Raw genomic sequence first — 15,565 nt, forward strand, 5'->3', positions numbered from 1 at the left:
TATTTAAGCCGATAAATTAAAGAACATTGCTGCAATCAAAATAATTACACCGAGTGCAATTCGATACCAAGCAAATACACGTAAGGTATGACGCTCTACAAACAACACCAATGCTTTTACAACAAACAGCGCGGCAATAAAGGCAGCAACGAAACCGACTCCAATATTAATCATATTATCGGCAGTCAGTACGTCAGCATTTTTAACCAAGTCAAAAGTTGCAGCACCTAACATCGTTGGCATAGCAAGGAAGAAAGAGAACTCTGTAGCAGCTTTACGTGATAAGCCCGCAAACATTCCACCCACAATTGTTGCACCCGAACGTGAAGTTCCCGGAATCATTGCTACACACTGAGCAAGACCAACTAAAAGTGCTTGCTTAAAGGTGATTTTGGTTGCATCGAGTGTCTTATGTTCAAATTGTCTAGATTCAACCCAGAAAATAATAAGAGCCCCGACAATTAAGGCAACTGCCACCACAATTGGGCTGAATAAAACACTTTTAATAAAGTCTACCGCCAAAACCCCAATAATGACTGCTGGGAAGAATGCAATCAGCACACTAATCGCAAAATGACGTGACTCCACATCACCACTAAAGAAGCCCTTAATCAAGTTAACAATTTTTTGTCGGTATAACCAGCACACTGCCAAAATAGCACCTAACTGGATTACGACCTCAAATACACGACCGCCGTCTGAATGGAAATCGATAATATGGCCGAATAAAATTAAATGGCCTGTACTCGAGATGGGTAAAAATTCAGTTAAGCCTTCAACAAAGCCTAAAAAGAGTGCTTTTATAACTTCAAAATTTTCCATAACTTGCTCAAAGAAAGTTAATCACTAGAACGATCTAAAATTTGTTTTATCGCAATTGGTAAGTCGCAAATTAGACTTAACACATGTTCAATATCAGATCATTTCTAACGTTTGTGGTTATTGCCCCTAGTTCAAGGCAGTTTATTTAAAGTGCGATAATGTATCACATCATGATGACAAACTTGGGTTAACTATCGTAAAAAGATCAAACTTGGTTAAAAACTACCGAAATTATTCTTGGTACAGATAAAGCTTTTTGTCTTTAGTTACTCTACAAAATGATCTTAAAAAGTCCTTAAAAAAACATGATATTATTCTGATTAAATGCAGCTCATATCAAAAATTCTATCTGAATGAAAAATACCAAAATTAATGCACGTCATCTCATTATCGATTTATTTCTTTCCTCGGCCTATTCTCAGCTCACCATTAAACAAATATTAATTGCAGCAAAACTCTTTCATATGAGTGAAAATGGTATTCGCGTTGCGACCACTCGACTGTTAAATGAAGGTATGATCGAGAGTGCCGAGCGCGGTATTTATCAACTTTCGTCCTCTACCAAAGAATGGGCAAAAGTCATTTTAAATCGTAAAAATGGCATTAAGCAGACCAAAGAATGGCAACAGCAATATCTGGCAGTATTTACAGGTACATTAGGCCGTATAGACCGGACCGCTTTAAAAAAGAGAGAACATGCTTTACGCCAATTTGGTTTTAGAGAGCTCGAAACTGGTATTTATATACGTCCAGATAATTTAGCCTATAGCTTTGAAAAAACATGTGAAGAGCTCGTTTTAGCGGGCCTTGAAAATGAAGCCAAAATTTCTATTATTCAAAAATTTGACTCAAAAACAGTTTCGTTAATTCCTTCTTTATGGGATACGAAGCAGCTTGAAAAAAACTATGAGATGTATAGTCAAGATATCCAAGAATGGTTTTTGAATTATAAAAAGTTATCCTTAAATGAGGCCGCTACCCAAGCTTTGTTATTAGGACGTGAAACAATTACCTTACTCATGAATGATCCTCTATTGCCCTCTCCATTTGTTAACGAACATGCCCGCAATCAGTTTGCTCAAAATGTACAGCAACTCGACTCAATTGGACAAAAGCTGTGGCAAAAAATTTATGAAAATGAATTAGCTCATTAAAGAGCGATTTATTTTTTTACAAACAAATATTACACTTTTTTAAATTTTATGATTATATTGGTAATATAAAATATGGAAACCAAAATCTGATTTGGGAGAATAAAAATGAATGCACAAGTGAGCGTGACCGATCTATTTAGCAGAGAAGAAATACAAGAACTCACGCAACCCTCAGATGCATACGGTGCTTGGGCGGTTGCAAGTACATGGGCTGTTATTGGTGGAACATTTGCTAGCTTAATCATGATGTGGGATTATTTACCAAGCTGGGGCAAATTACTTGCTTGTATGCTTGCTTTGGCTATATTGGCTGGTCGCCAGTTATGCCTAGCGATTTTAATGCACGATGCATCTCATAAAAGCTTATTCAAAAATAAGAAAATAAATGACTTTATAGGTGAATGGCTATGCGCTCGACCAATCTGGAATGATCTACAAAAATACCGTGTACATCATGTTCGTCATCATGCAAAAACATCTACTCCAGATGATCCGGACCTTTCTTTAGTTTCTGGTTTTCCAGTAAGGAAAAAATCTCTTACGCGTAAATTCTTACGCGACTTAACGGGTATGACCGGATTAAAGTTTAGCTTTGGTCGAGTGTTAATGGATCTAGATTTAATGAAATGGACAGTTGCAAATGATCAAGTCTGGTTAGACCGCAGCAATAAAAAACTGGTTGATTATGCAAAAAGTTTTGTAAAAAATAGTACTGGGGCCATTGCGACCAATGTAGCACTCTATGGTCTTTTAAAGGCTTTTGGTCAACAGCGGTTTTATTGGTTATGGCCTTTAGCTTATTTGACACCATTTCCATTATTTTTAAGAATTCGCTCAATGGCCGAGCATGCAGGAATGCAAACGAGTAATACAGCCTTAACCAATACCCGTACAACACGTGCAGGTTGGATTGCCAGAAGCTTTGTGGCTCCTATTCACGTTAATTATCACATGGAACATCATTTAATGGCTTCCGTGCCCTACTTCAAACTGCCGCGTATGCATCGTCTATTGAGAGATCGCGGACATGTTCCGGCACCACCTAGCTATTTTGAAGTGATTGAATCACTCTCATCTAAGCCAGAACAATCTAATTAACCCATTAAAATTATAGGTAAAAGGCCATAAAGTTAAATTTATGACCTTTTAATTTAAACCAGCCATTTTATGCTGGGTTTGGAAATATTTAGGCGTCATCCCCATCCAGCGCTTAAATGCACGAGTGAAGTGAGAAGTCTCGGCATACCCCAGCATTAAAGCCACTTTTTCAATCGACATGTTATTTTGTGCTAAAAGTTTCTGAGCATGTTCCTTTTTAAGCAAGTCAATCAAGACTGTAAAACTTGTATTCTCAAGGGCTAAGTAACGTTGTAAAGTTCGTTCTGACATATTCATGATTTGAGCTACCTGTCCCACTTTTAAGGTTTCACCTTGCTCATCCAGAAGCAATTTTTCAGCTACTTGTTTAACTCGCCCTTTCCAACCACTTTTTAACTTTAATTTCTCTATATCCCGCTTACATTGTGCATCTAACAACGGCGCTAGCATTGGGTCTGCGGTTAATACAGGTTGTACTAAATATTCTTTTGGAAATGTCCAGCTATTACGCTTTTGGTTAAATAAACAAGTGACTGCTAGTTGATCGCTTATTTGAGCAAAACCTATCGGTTCCGGCATTTGTAATTCAACTTTTCCTAAATGAGAAAGCCCTGTTAATTTTTTTGCAATTTGAACAAAACCGATTAACAAAAAAATGTTGGCGTTTGGGCTCAGCTGAAATGCTTTTACGGGCTGATGAATTGACCAACATACATAATTCTTTTCTTGTTTTAGTTGTGGTTTAAAAAGATTACAACGAGATCCAATGAACTGCTCAAGTATTTTCAGCGCTTCTCCTAAATTTGGAGAAACCATAGCAGCCATTCCGACTGAACCATAACATGAGGCTGTCATCTCCAAAGCTAAATACCCAGCTAATGCTGGTTCTTCACACAAAGTAATGGCCCGTTCAATAAACTGATTTAAGTGATTGAACTCAACATACCAATAAGGCTTTTTTAATTGATCTGATGTTATGCCGCTTCCATCTAAAAGTTGCTCGCCAGAGACACCCCATCGCTTAACAGTCTCGACTAATAAGTTAATATAAGTTCCGGGTAATTCTGGATTCATGAGCAACCTATTAAGCAAAATAGAATGGCGTGAAATGGTAAAAACTGTCAGTTCAGGAACTATGCCATGCTTTTAAATTGAGGCATAGTGATTCAAAACAAAATCCGCTGAATTGCACTAGACAGCACAATTTCCGAAAAGGAATACAGGTCGACTTATGAACATTCTGATTGTCCATGCTCATCCAGAACCACAATCTTTTACCGCTGCTCTAAAAAGTACAGCCAAGCAGACCTTTGAAAATTTGGGGCACAGCGTAGAAGTTTCAGATTTATATGCGATGCAATTTAACCCTATTGCATCAAAAGAAGATTTTTTAGAGCTCAACCAACCTGATTATTTTAACTATGCTCTCGAACAAAGAAATGCCAGCAAAAATCAACTTCTAGCTCCAGATATTCAAGCAGAAATTGAAAAAGTAAAAAAAGCTGATTTAGTTATTTTAAATTTTCCACTCTACTGGACATCTGTGCCCGCAATTTTAAAGGGCTGGATTGATCGTGTGTTCGTCTCTGGCTTGTTTTATGGGGGTAAGCGGTTTTACAACCATGGTGGTATGGCGGGTAAAAAAGCGATGCTCTCTTTAACACTCGGTGGCAGAACGCACATGTTTGGAGAAAACTCAATTCACGGCCCAATCGAAAATTATTTATCGCCAATTCAGCGTGGTACTTTGGCATATGCTGGCTTTGAAGTTCTACCACCATTCATTGCTTACCACGTGCCATATATTAGCCACGAAGCACGAGAAACCCTACTCGAAGACTATATAACTTATCTCACTCATCTGGATCAACTCGAACCGTTAACATTTCCTAAGCTTGAGCAATTTGATGAAAAGTTATACCCACTCTAATGCTGTGTTTTAGCTCTAAAATAGAATAGCCGAATCTAGCTTATTATTTTCGGTTATTCTTTCTCATAGCTACTCCCAAACAAAAGGATCAAAACTGCTCAAAAAATAGATCAAACGGTAAAAAAATTAAGGTAAAAATTTTTATAAAATTAAGAATATAAAATTTAATCAATAATATACAAATGTAGTGAAACGAGACTTATCAAGTAAAAATGATAACCAATACTCATTTCCTAATCACTTAATTCATATTTTTACAAAAAAATCTTTGACCATTTTTCTTAGATTTGTGACAAAAATGTCATAAAAACAAAGGGCGTTACTAATAGATAAAAAATATAAATATCAATTAATTAAATAAATTTAACAATGAAAATATTCCTTCATATTTCATTCATTATTGACACTATTTGTATAAAAAGTGAGTACTCCTCAGTTCATATAACAGATTTACTCTTATTGTAATTATGCTATTTTTGTTACATGGAGTTATCAAAGCTTTTATTAGTTGTAATTTAAAGCTTTGAAGGCAACACAGTTTAAACGGTTTAACTCTGTTACTTTTAAAAAAATGTCTTGAAGTTCAAGGAAAGATTAAAAATGAAATTAAAACATCTGAGCACTGCAATGATTTTAGCAACGCTGCCTGCAACTGGGGTTTTTGCAGCAGCATTGGATCGCTCTGGACAATCAATGTCTGCATTTTTGCAGCCTGGTAATTACTTTGAAGCTGGTATTTCTGTTTTAGACCCAGATGTAGCGGGTAAAGAAGCAGGTTCAAGCGCAACACGCCGCGATATTAGCGATATGGGTAATGATTACTACTTCCCAAGTGCTGCATTAAAATTACAACTCAACGATAAATTCTCTTTTGGTTTACTTTACGACCAACCATTTGGAGCAGATGCAGAATATTCAGGTAATAATGTATTCGTTTCGAATCCCGGTACTGATACTATTTTAAGTCAAAAGGCATTAGGTGAATTAGCAACTAGCTCAATTAGTAAGTTAGTTCAAGCATCTGGATCAGCATTTACACCAGCTCTTATAGCTGTGACGAAGGTTACTGGCGGTGATCCTACAAAACCAACTCAAACAGAGATCTTAGGTGCATTACAACAAGTTGCTAAAGGTGGAAATACAACTGTAGGTGCAGGACTAACAGCACTACAAAACACCCAAGCTGCTATTAATGCAGCAAATAATTATTTAGGTAAGGGCGCAACTAAAGTTAAAGTTGATACACAAAACTTATCTTTTGTTTTTGGTTTTCAACCGACTCAAAACTTCAATTTCTACGCTGGTCCTGTATTACAAACAATTAAAGGTAATGTAAGTTTACGAGGTCAAGCTTATAGTCTTTATAATGGTTATGATGCAAATATTAAAGAAACAACAGGTGCGGGTTGGTTAGCAGGCGCAGCTTATCAAATTCCTGAAATTGCACTTAAAGCATCTGTAACTTATCGTTCTGAAATTGATCATAAAGTAGATATTAATGAAAATTTATCTATATTAAATTTCCCTGGTCTTACTTCAGTACTTGCTGGTCTAGATGTTCCAGCTTCTAAACTTCAAGCAATTAACTCATCTGGTAAAACTACAATTACAACACCACAGTCTGTTAACCTTGATTTCCAAACAGGTGTCATGGCTGATACAGTTGCATTTGCCAATGTACGTTGGGTGAACTGGAAAGATTTCTCAATTCAACCATATAAATTTGGCAAAGTCTCAGAAGCTGTAGGTGGTCTTGTTGGACGTCCAAATGGCTTTAACCTAGTTGAATATTCTGATGACCAATGGTCTGTGAACGCTGGTGTAGGCCGTAAACTTAACGATAAATGGGCTGGTAACGTTTCTGTAGGTTGGGACTCTGGTGCAGGTAATCCTATAACAACATTAGGACCAACAGAAGGTTACTGGAACGTAGGTTTAGGTGTTCAATATAGCCCTACTCCTCAAACGTTCATTGCTGGTGGTGTAAAATACTTCTGGTTAGGCGATGCTAAAGCTCAAACAGGTGCGCAAGCAGGTAGTGATGAATATGTTGCAGAGTTTTCTGACAACAATGCAATCGCTTATGGTTTAAAACTTGGTTATAAATTCTAAGTTTTAAAAAATCATTCATATAAAAAAGGCGCTTAAAGCGCCTTTTTTATTACTTATCTCTTAAGCTGGGATTGTACGCTGTGAAACCGAACGGATTGCTTCTTTTAATGCATCATATCCGTGGATAGCTGGAAACTGTGGAAACTCAGCAATCACGTTTTCTGGCGCATCAAATAAGAAACCATGGTCCGCTTCACCAAGCATGGTTGTATCGTTATACGAGTCACCCGCTGCGATTACTCGGAAATTTAAGCCATGTAGCGCCTTAACCGACTCACGTTTTTGATCTGGTTGGCGTAATTTATAAGCTGTAATCATTCCTTCTTCATCTGTCTCTAATTTATGACAGAAAATAGTTGGCCACCCCAATTGCTTCATTAAAGGATGCGCAAATTCATAGAAAGTATCTGACAAGATCACGAGTTGGAAATGAGTGCTCACCCATTCAACAAATTCTTTTGCGCCTGGTAATGGCCCCATCTCAGCAATGACTTCTTGAATGTCATTTAAGCCTAAACCGTGTTGTTTCAAAATATTAAGACGCTGAGTCATTAAAACATCATAATCCGGAATATCACGAGTTGTCGCCTCGAGTTCTTTAATCCCTGTTTTTTTAGCGAAATTGATCCAGATTTCAGGAACTAAAACCCCTTCAAGATCTAGGCATACGATTTCCATGAATGCTTCCAACGTTGGTTAAAAATTGCTGTATCATACCACTAAGATTTTCAGTTTTGCGTTGTTATTGATCAAATCAATTTTATTCATAAGGATCGAAATTAAAGTGCTAAGCAGTTTATCAACTATCCTTTAGAATATTTTTCATAACTCAATGCGCCCAAGCCTTTTGCCAGGAACACACATGACCGTTATTCCGACTATTGATATCGTAGATGCTCTTGCTGCTGAATATGCAACCAAAAGCCCGCGAGAAATTTTAGAGCTTGCCTTAAGCCAGCAAGGTGAAATTGCAATTTCTTTTTCGGGAGCAGAAGACGTTGTCTTAATTGATATTGCTTCACGTTTGGGTAAGCCGTTCCGTGTCTTTAGTCTTGACACTGGCCGCCTGCATGCTGAAACTTATCAATTTATTGAAACTGTCCGTAAACACTACAATATCAATATCGAAATTTGTTTCCCTGAATCTGAAGCTGTTCAAAACATGGTAAACGAAAAAGGTTTATTCAGCTTTTTTACAGATGGTCACCAAGAATGTTGTGGTATCCGAAAAGTTCAGCCTTTACGTAAAAAACTTGCGACTTTAGATGGCTGGATTACGGGTCAACGCAAAGATCAAAGCCCTGGTACACGTACAGAAATTCCAGTAGTACAAGCAGATGCGGGTTTCTCAGGTCCAGGTAAGCAGCTCATTAAATATAATCCTCTAGCAAACTGGACAAGTGCGGAAGTATGGAGCTACATCCGTATGATGGAAATTCCATATAACCCTCTTCACGAACGTGGTTTTGTTTCTATTGGCTGTGAACCATGTACACGTGCTGTATTACCAAATCAACATGAGCGTGAAGGACGCTGGTGGTGGGAAGAAGCGACTCAAAAAGAGTGTGGATTACATGCAGGCAACATGAAAAAGTAATTTGTTATCAAAAAACCACTGCTAAATCAGTGGTTTTTTTTATGTCATGTTCCGTACACAAAGTCATATTTTATCTACTCTAAACGCTATATACTTAATTTTACGGTTCTATAATTCTAATAAGAGCTCAGATAAGGGCTTCTTAGAAAAATGCATGAGGCACAATGATTTATGCGTCCATTACACCCAATTGATTTCATTTTTCTGTCACTTGAAAAAAGACAGCAACCCATGCATGTCGGTGGATTATTTTTATTTGAAATTCCTGAAAATGCACCTGAAACTTTTGTACATGATTTAGTTGAAGATATTAAACGCTCAAAAAGCATTCCTATCCCACCCTTCAATAACCGTTTAAATGGCTTATTTTGGGATGAAGATGAAGAGTTCGATATCGATCATCACTTTCGCCACATTGCTTTGCCTCATCCGGGCCGTATTCGTGAACTACTGGTTTATATTTCACAGCAGCATAGCTCATTAATTGATCGTGCAAAGCCACTTTGGACGTGCGACATTATTGAAGGAATCGAAGGCAATCGTTTTGCCATGTATTTTAAAATCCATCATGCAATGGTCGATGGCGTTGCGGGTATGCGTTTGATCGAGAAATCCCTATCAAAAACACCTGAAGAGAAACACGTGGTTCCTCTATGGTGTGTTGAGAGCAAAAGAACTAAACGCCTAAAAGTACCTACTCCAAGTACAAGCAAAATTAAGAGTATTTTAGGTGGTATTAAATCTCAACTCGATATAGCTCCTAAAGTGATGCAAGAGCTATCTCAGACTATATTTAAAGAAATGGGTAAAAATCCTGATTATGTTTCTACCTTTCAGGCGCCAATTTCGATATTGAACCAAAGAGTAAGTGCTTCACGTCGCTTTGCTGCCCAATCATTTGAACTCAGCCGCCTTAGAAAAATCTCAAAGGCATTAGGTGTCACAATTAACGATGTTGTGCTGGCTGTATGTTCTGGAGCTTTACGTGAATATTTGATTAGTCAAAATAGCTTACCTAAAAAGCCACTTATTGCCATGGTTCCAGCTTCATTACACACAGATGATTCTGACATGAGTAACCGAATTACAATGATTTTGGCAAATCTAGGGACTCATAAAGACCAACCATTAGAACGTCTAGAAATTATTCGTCGCAGTATGCAAAATTCAAAGCAACGCTTTAGCCGTATGACTGCGAATGAAATTTTAAACTACAGTGCAGTTGTTTATGGTCCGGCAGGATTAAACATCATGTCAGGAATGCTTCCTAAGCGCCAGGCGTTCAATTTAGTCATTTCCAATGTCCCAGGACCACGTGAGCCGCTTTATTGGAATGGCGCGAAATTAGATGCTCTCTACCCTGCTTCAATTGTCATGGATGGACAAGCTCTAAACATTACCATGACCAGTTATTTAGATAAGCTTGAAGTTGGATTAACAGCTTGTCGAAATGCTTTGCCAAAAATGCAAAACCTTTTAACTCACTTAGAAGATGAGATTCAACGTTTTGAAGAAATTATTGCAGAAAAGCAGCTGAAACATCATTCAGCAAGTTAGAAAAATTAAGGGGCTTTGAATTGGCCCCTTATTTTTTGATTGTGCGGCACTGGTTAAGCAACTGATGACATACTGAACGAATCATTGCAGTTGTGATCGGTACTTCTTTACCTTGGTCATTCAACATATAGCAGCTATTTACTGGCGTGCTTTCTAAAACATGTTTAAGACCGTTGCTAATTAAGTTTTCACTTACATTCATGGGTTATACCTCTTATTGTTTGCTAAGACGTTAAATAGGGAGAACGTCTACGGCTACTGTATGTAAGTAGTATTTAAAATTCATGAATGAAAGTAAAATTTCAGTTGTAACAAGGATTAAGCGATATCTTGTTACAACTTTAACTTAAAATGATATCGTATTGCTCTTGCGTATATAAATTTTCGACCTGAAATTTAATTACGCGGTTGATGAAATGCTCTAAATCTGCCACTGCTGGCGCTTCTGCTGTTAATAATCGGTCAATCACAGAAGGATGAGCAACAACAGTAAAGCCACTCGTTGACTCAAATGCACGGGTATATCGTAATATCTCACGAAATATTTCGTAACACACTGTCTCTGCTGTTTTGACAAAACCACGTCCTTGACAGGTTGGACACGACTCACATAACAAATGTTCTAACGATTCACGTGTTCGTTTGCGCGTCATTTCGACCAGACCAAGTTCTGATACCTGAGTAATCTTGGTTTTGGCGTGATCACGCTCAAGCATTTTTTCAAACTGACGCATCACCTCTTCACGGTGAATTGCCTCTTGCATGTCAATAAAATCAATAATGAGAATACCACCCAAATTACGCAGTCTAAGTTGACGCGCGATAACTTGAGTCGCTTCCATATTGGTTTTAAAAACTGTGTCCTCAAGACTACGACCACCTACATATGACCCCGTATTAACATCAATCGTTGTCATGGCTTCAGTCTGATCGATCATCAGATAGCCGCCTGACTTCAAAGCTACGCGGGTTTGTAAGGCTTTTTGAATATCTTCTTCGACGTTATAAAGATCAAATAGTGGTCGTTCACCTGGATAATGAATGAGTCGACTCTGCATATTCGGGACAAATTCTTCAACAAACTCAAGAAGCTTGGCATGAATTTCTCTCGAATCGACATAGATCTTTGCAGTTTCATCACTAGCCAAATCTCGAATAATACGTTGAGGTAATGGTAGCTCTTCAAAAATTAAGGAAGGAACAGCAACATCAATTTGTTTTCGTTGAATGTATTCCCATAATTTACTCAGATAGCACATATCCTGTGCAATTTCTGCCTCATCGACACCTTCAGCAGCTGTGCGTACAATCACGCTACCCGGCAAATTATGTTCAGATTGAATACTTTCGATAATATTACGTAGTCGCTCTCGTTCTTCTTCAGACTCAATACGCTGAGATACACCAATATGATTACCATATGGCATGAGAACTAGATAACGAGAAGGGATTGAAAGGTCGGTACTCAGACGTGCACCTTTTGTTCCCAACATATCTTTCATTACTTGGACAGTAAGCGTTTGCCCGGGATGTAAGAGTTCAAAAACATTTGGGGTAGGCTGTGAACGAGGCCAAACCATATCATTGATATGTAAAAAGGCTGTTCGAGACAAACCAATATCAACAAAAGCAGCTTGCATGCCCGGAAGCACCCGCACGACTTTACCCTTGTAAATATTGCCGACTAGACCACGTTTGACTGTACGTTCGACATACAGCTCATTAACAGTTCCATTTTCGATTAATGCCACCCGACACTCCATAGGCGTGACATTAATAAGTAATTCTTCTGACATACATAAACTCAAAGCGTTATAAAATTTTTATTAAAGAGTCAGAGAAGCTGTTAACTTTGCCTAGTGTTTATCGACAATGCTATTCAATTAAGAATGATAACAACCTCTTATGTCTTTACTCTTTTGAATAACTGTGCAAATTCGTATAAAGGAAGTCCTACCACATTACTATAACTTCCTTGAATTTGGGGAATATATTGAGAAGCAATTCCTTGAATTGCATATCCACCGGCCTTCCCAATAGGCTCACCTGTAGTCCAATAATCTTCCATATCTTGTGCAGTCAGATGCTGGAATTCGACTTGTGTTTGCACCACCTGACTTAACATTTGTTGCTGCGTAGCAATACATAGTCCAGAAAACACATCATGCCAACGGCCAGACAATTGTTTCCAGATTTCAAAGGCATGGTTCTTTGATTCAGGCTTACCAATAATTTGACCATCAAGCCCAAGACTTGTATCGGCAGCAATAACAATTGCTTCTGGAAAAAGCGTCAGTACAGTTTGCGCTTTTTCTCTAGCCAACCGTTCAACATAGTGATGAACCAGCTCATTCTTATGAACAGACTCATCAATATCCGGGCTATAGGTTTCAAAATCCAAGCCCAGCTGTTGTAACAGCTCCTTCCGACGAGGAGAGCTAGATGCTAAAACTATATGCGCCATTTTGCCAAACAATAATAGACGACTGGCCACGTGATGATACTTGTCATCAATGGTTGCCAATGTCTAGCAATCGAAAAATGAATTCCACCCATGGTCTGGGTTACCCACATAAACGCTAAATGAGCAATAATGACCAGCGTTGCAATTGTCCATAAATTACCAAAGGTTAAAATACGGCGCTCCCGAATTAAAAATCGGGTAAGGAAAGTCATAATTACAAAACTTAAGGCATTGAGACCTAAAGGAGCATCAAGCAATAAGTCTGTAAAAATCCCCATTCCAAATGCAAACCAGACCCCACACCATGTTGGCTGACATACCACCCAAAACAGCATAATCATCAACATGAATAATGGGCGCCAACCTGAAATATCGTAGGATAGCGGGTAAACCATGAGCACCGAGCCTACAATTACAGAGATAATTATTCCCCATAATGGATCTTGGCGCTTTTCTCGTTTCAGTTTAGCGATCGGCATATGGCTGCTCCTTCGCTAATGACTCTGAGAAAAGTATAACGACATGGTGTCCCGTTGCTAGTTGCGCGGCTGGTGTAACATCAATTTCTGCAAACTCGCCTGAATTATGACGTCTTATTTTAGCAACTGTACCCACTGCATAACCTGCTGGGAAATGTTCACCCAAACCTGAGCTAAACACTTTATCGCCTACTTGAATATTCGCACTGGTCGGCACATATTCCATTTTTAAACGGCCCAAATCACCAGTACCAGACACGATCGCTCGCATTCCAGTGCGTTCAAGACGTACTGAAAGTGAATGTTCTTTATCTGATAACAACATTACACGTGAGCTATGAGGATATACATTAATGATCTGTCCCATAATCCCCTTATCATCCAGAACCGTTTGACCGACCTTTAAATGGTCCATAGAACCACGGTTAACAATGATGATATGACGCAATGGGTCTGCATCTGTCCCAATCACTTCGGCAATCTCCATACGTCCATCAATAATTAATGGAGTATCAAGAAGACCTCGCAAACGGGTGTTTTCAGCTGACAGTTCAGAAAGCTTCTGTAAACGAACCTGAGCTTGTAAAAGCTCAGCCTGCATCGCAGTATTTTCACGACGCAGTTGTGCTTCAGATTTTGTTTGTTGATTCAGCCATTCTCTCGACAGTACTGGATAACTGGCCAATGCATAAATTGGGTTATATGCAGCGTACAGGACATCCCTTGCTGGCTGAATTACATAGGGCATGCGCCAATCAAAGAACAGCACAACCAAGCATGTAATGACCGCAATAATGAACGAGCGGAAAGATGGCGGCTGTCTTGAAAAAATATTCGGTTGCACCGCCTAATCCTTAAACTTAACCGACGAAAAGCATGTCATGGTTCGGGTTGTCGAAGAATTCCAATACTTTACCGCCACCGCGAGTTACACAAGTAAGAGGATCTTCAGCAACCACAACTGGTAAACCAGTTTCTTGAGCTAACAATTTATCGAGATTACGAAGTAACGCACCACCACCTGTCAACACAATACCGCGCTCAGCAATATCAGAAGAAAGTTCAGGAGGAGTTTGCTCAAGTGCTGATTTTACTGCACTTACAATATTTTGTAATGGATCAGAGATTGCTTGAGTAATTTCGTCAGAAGTTACAGTAATTGCGCGAGGCACACCTTCTGCAAGATTACGACCGCGTACTTCAATTTCTAATGTTGTGCCATCAGAAACAGCCATACCTACTTCTTTTTTAATAATTTCAGCAGTGGTTTCACCAATTACACAACCGTGAGCTTTACGAACATAATTGATGATTTGCTCATCAAAAACATCGCCGCCGATGCGTAAAGAGTCAGCATAGACACAACCTTGCAATGAAATAATTGCAATTTCAGTTGTACCACCACCAACATCCACAACCATAGAACCACACGCCTGTTCAACTGGCATACCTGCGCCAATTGCAGCAGCCATAGGCTCTTCAATCAAACGAACATCACGGGCACCAGCATTAAATACTGCTTCGCGAATCGCACGACGCTCGACCAAAGTTGATTTACATGGTACACATACAACTACACGAGGTGCAGGTGGGAACAAACGTTTTTCGTGAACTTTACCAATAAACTGATTCAACATGGTTTCAGTCACTTCAAAATCCGCAATTACACCGTCTTTCATTGGACGAATTGCAGAAATATTCGCAGGCGTACGGCCCAGCATTTGCTTAGCATCTAGACCTACAGCAGCAACAATTTTTTGTGAACCACTGTGACGAATTGCCACAACTGTCGGTTCATTTAATATAATGCCGCGGCCTGGTGCATAAATAAGTGTATTTGCTGTACCTAAATCAATGGCTAGATCCGGCGAAAACAAGCCAATTAGTCGTTTTAGAATCACGGTTCGTTCTCAGTTAAACTTTCATGTGGATGCAAGGTGGCAACTTTAAACTAAATGTGATGATTTGAACAAGTCAATCGCTTATTATAACGCACGATATTTTGAAAATTTTTAATACTGATTAGGTGATGTTATGTCTACATCGGATGCACAGCATTCAGCAGATTTAAATGCACAAACAGTTTCAGCAATCGCCAATCTTGCTCGATTGTCGCTCAATGATACGCAATCTGCTGAATATGCTCAAAGTCTAAATAAAATTTTAGGCATGATGGAAACCTTAAAAGGCATTGATACGGAAGGCGTAGAACCTTTGAAAAGTCCTTTTGACAATCCTCAACCTTTACGTGCTGATGTGGTAACGGAAAGCAATCATCGAGATGAATACCAAGCAGTTGCACCTGCAACTCAAGATGGTTTGTATCTTGTTCCTCGCGTGATTGAATAACTT

16 protein-coding genes are annotated in these 15,565 nt (G+C 38.8%); 7 read left to right on the plus strand and 9 right to left on the minus strand.

Annotation, left to right across the window (positions count from 1 at the left end; all coding sequences use genetic code 11):
* Positions 1 to 3 precede the first annotated feature (3 nt).
* Positions 4 to 822, minus strand: coding sequence for an undecaprenyl-diphosphate phosphatase (locus tag ACINWC141_RS06535; protein ID WP_009389310.1), 819 nt, complete (start codon positions 820 to 822; stop codon positions 4 to 6).
* A gap of 353 nt (positions 823 to 1,175) precedes the next feature.
* On the opposite strand from ACINWC141_RS06535, the gene ACINWC141_RS06540 reads away from it, so the two are divergent.
* Complete coding sequence (locus ACINWC141_RS06540; RefSeq protein WP_009389463.1) at positions 1,176 to 1,976, plus strand: PaaX family transcriptional regulator C-terminal domain-containing protein; 801 nt, start codon at positions 1,176 to 1,178, stop codon at positions 1,974 to 1,976.
* A gap of 105 nt (positions 1,977 to 2,081) precedes the next feature.
* Positions 2,082 to 3,074 carry a fatty acid desaturase family protein gene (locus tag ACINWC141_RS06545; RefSeq protein WP_009389501.1) on the plus strand — a complete coding sequence of 331 codons (993 nt, stop codon included), beginning with the start codon at positions 2,082 to 2,084 and terminating at the stop codon, positions 3,072 to 3,074.
* Positions 3,075 to 3,122: 48 nt separating this feature from the next.
* Here the strand turns inward: ACINWC141_RS06545 and ACINWC141_RS06550 are convergent, their stop codons facing one another.
* Complete coding sequence (locus ACINWC141_RS06550; protein ID WP_009389475.1) at positions 3,123 to 4,148, minus strand: AraC family transcriptional regulator; 1,026 nt, start codon at positions 4,146 to 4,148, stop codon at positions 3,123 to 3,125.
* Between the two features lie 157 nt (positions 4,149 to 4,305).
* Between ACINWC141_RS06550 and ACINWC141_RS06555 the strand changes: the two genes are divergently transcribed.
* Complete coding sequence (locus tag ACINWC141_RS06555) at positions 4,306 to 5,004, plus strand: NAD(P)H-dependent oxidoreductase (protein WP_009389489.1); 699 nt, start codon at positions 4,306 to 4,308, stop codon at positions 5,002 to 5,004.
* A 600-nt stretch (positions 5,005 to 5,604) separates the two neighbouring features.
* Positions 5,605 to 7,116 carry an OmpP1/FadL family transporter gene (locus tag ACINWC141_RS06560; protein ID WP_009389346.1) on the plus strand — a complete coding sequence of 504 codons (1,512 nt, stop codon included), beginning with the start codon at positions 5,605 to 5,607 and terminating at the stop codon, positions 7,114 to 7,116.
* Between the two features lie 60 nt (positions 7,117 to 7,176).
* Here the strand turns inward: ACINWC141_RS06560 and thrH are convergent, their stop codons facing one another.
* On the minus strand, positions 7,177 to 7,794 hold the full coding sequence (gene thrH, locus ACINWC141_RS06565; protein ID WP_009389629.1) for a bifunctional phosphoserine phosphatase/homoserine phosphotransferase ThrH: 618 nt from the start codon (positions 7,792 to 7,794) through the stop codon (positions 7,177 to 7,179).
* Between the two features lie 184 nt (positions 7,795 to 7,978).
* On the opposite strand from thrH, the gene ACINWC141_RS06570 reads away from it, so the two are divergent.
* Complete coding sequence (locus ACINWC141_RS06570) at positions 7,979 to 8,713, plus strand: phosphoadenylyl-sulfate reductase (RefSeq protein ID WP_004789321.1); 735 nt, start codon at positions 7,979 to 7,981, stop codon at positions 8,711 to 8,713.
* Positions 8,714 to 8,884: 171 nt separating this feature from the next.
* Complete coding sequence (locus tag ACINWC141_RS06575) at positions 8,885 to 10,270, plus strand: WS/DGAT/MGAT family O-acyltransferase (RefSeq protein WP_009389445.1); 1,386 nt, start codon at positions 8,885 to 8,887, stop codon at positions 10,268 to 10,270.
* 28 nt (positions 10,271 to 10,298) lie between these two features.
* Here the strand turns inward: ACINWC141_RS06575 and ACINWC141_RS19470 are convergent, their stop codons facing one another.
* From ACINWC141_RS19470 to ACINWC141_RS06600, 6 genes are all read right to left on the minus strand, one after another.
* On the minus strand, positions 10,299 to 10,472 hold the full coding sequence (locus tag ACINWC141_RS19470) for a PA1571 family protein (RefSeq protein WP_002116397.1): 174 nt from the start codon (positions 10,470 to 10,472) through the stop codon (positions 10,299 to 10,301).
* 139 nt (positions 10,473 to 10,611) lie between these two features.
* Entirely contained in the window at positions 10,612 to 12,066 is a 1,455-nt protein-coding gene (rng, locus tag ACINWC141_RS06580) for a ribonuclease G (protein WP_034677884.1), read from the minus strand.
* Between the two features lie 107 nt (positions 12,067 to 12,173).
* Positions 12,174 to 12,734: a Maf-like protein gene (locus ACINWC141_RS06585; RefSeq protein WP_034677886.1), complete on the minus strand. Its 561-nt coding sequence runs from the start codon at positions 12,732 to 12,734 to the stop codon at positions 12,174 to 12,176.
* Positions 12,722 to 13,213, minus strand: a complete 492-nt coding sequence (gene mreD / locus ACINWC141_RS06590) for a rod shape-determining protein MreD (RefSeq protein ID WP_009389483.1) — start codon at positions 13,211 to 13,213, stop codon at positions 12,722 to 12,724. Before mreD ends, ACINWC141_RS06585 begins: the two co-directional genes overlap by 13 nt.
* The gene (mreC, locus tag ACINWC141_RS06595; protein WP_009389719.1) at positions 13,200 to 14,057 is read right to left on the minus strand and encodes a rod shape-determining protein MreC; all 858 of its coding nucleotides are present in this window, start codon (positions 14,055 to 14,057) and stop codon (positions 13,200 to 13,202) included. Before mreC ends, mreD begins: the two co-directional genes overlap by 14 nt.
* 16 nt (positions 14,058 to 14,073) lie before the next feature.
* Complete coding sequence (locus ACINWC141_RS06600) at positions 14,074 to 15,114, minus strand: rod shape-determining protein (protein WP_004789315.1); 1,041 nt, start codon at positions 15,112 to 15,114, stop codon at positions 14,074 to 14,076.
* Positions 15,115 to 15,247: 133 nt separating this feature from the next.
* On the opposite strand from ACINWC141_RS06600, the gene gatC reads away from it, so the two are divergent.
* Positions 15,248 to 15,562, plus strand: a complete 315-nt coding sequence (gene gatC, locus ACINWC141_RS06605; protein ID WP_000107699.1) for an Asp-tRNA(Asn)/Glu-tRNA(Gln) amidotransferase subunit GatC — start codon at positions 15,248 to 15,250, stop codon at positions 15,560 to 15,562.
* The last annotated feature ends 3 nt before the right edge of the window (positions 15,563 to 15,565 follow it).

The sequence above is a fragment of the Acinetobacter sp. WC-141 genome (assembly GCF_000313935.1).
Lineage (GTDB): Bacteria > Pseudomonadota > Gammaproteobacteria > Pseudomonadales > Moraxellaceae > Acinetobacter.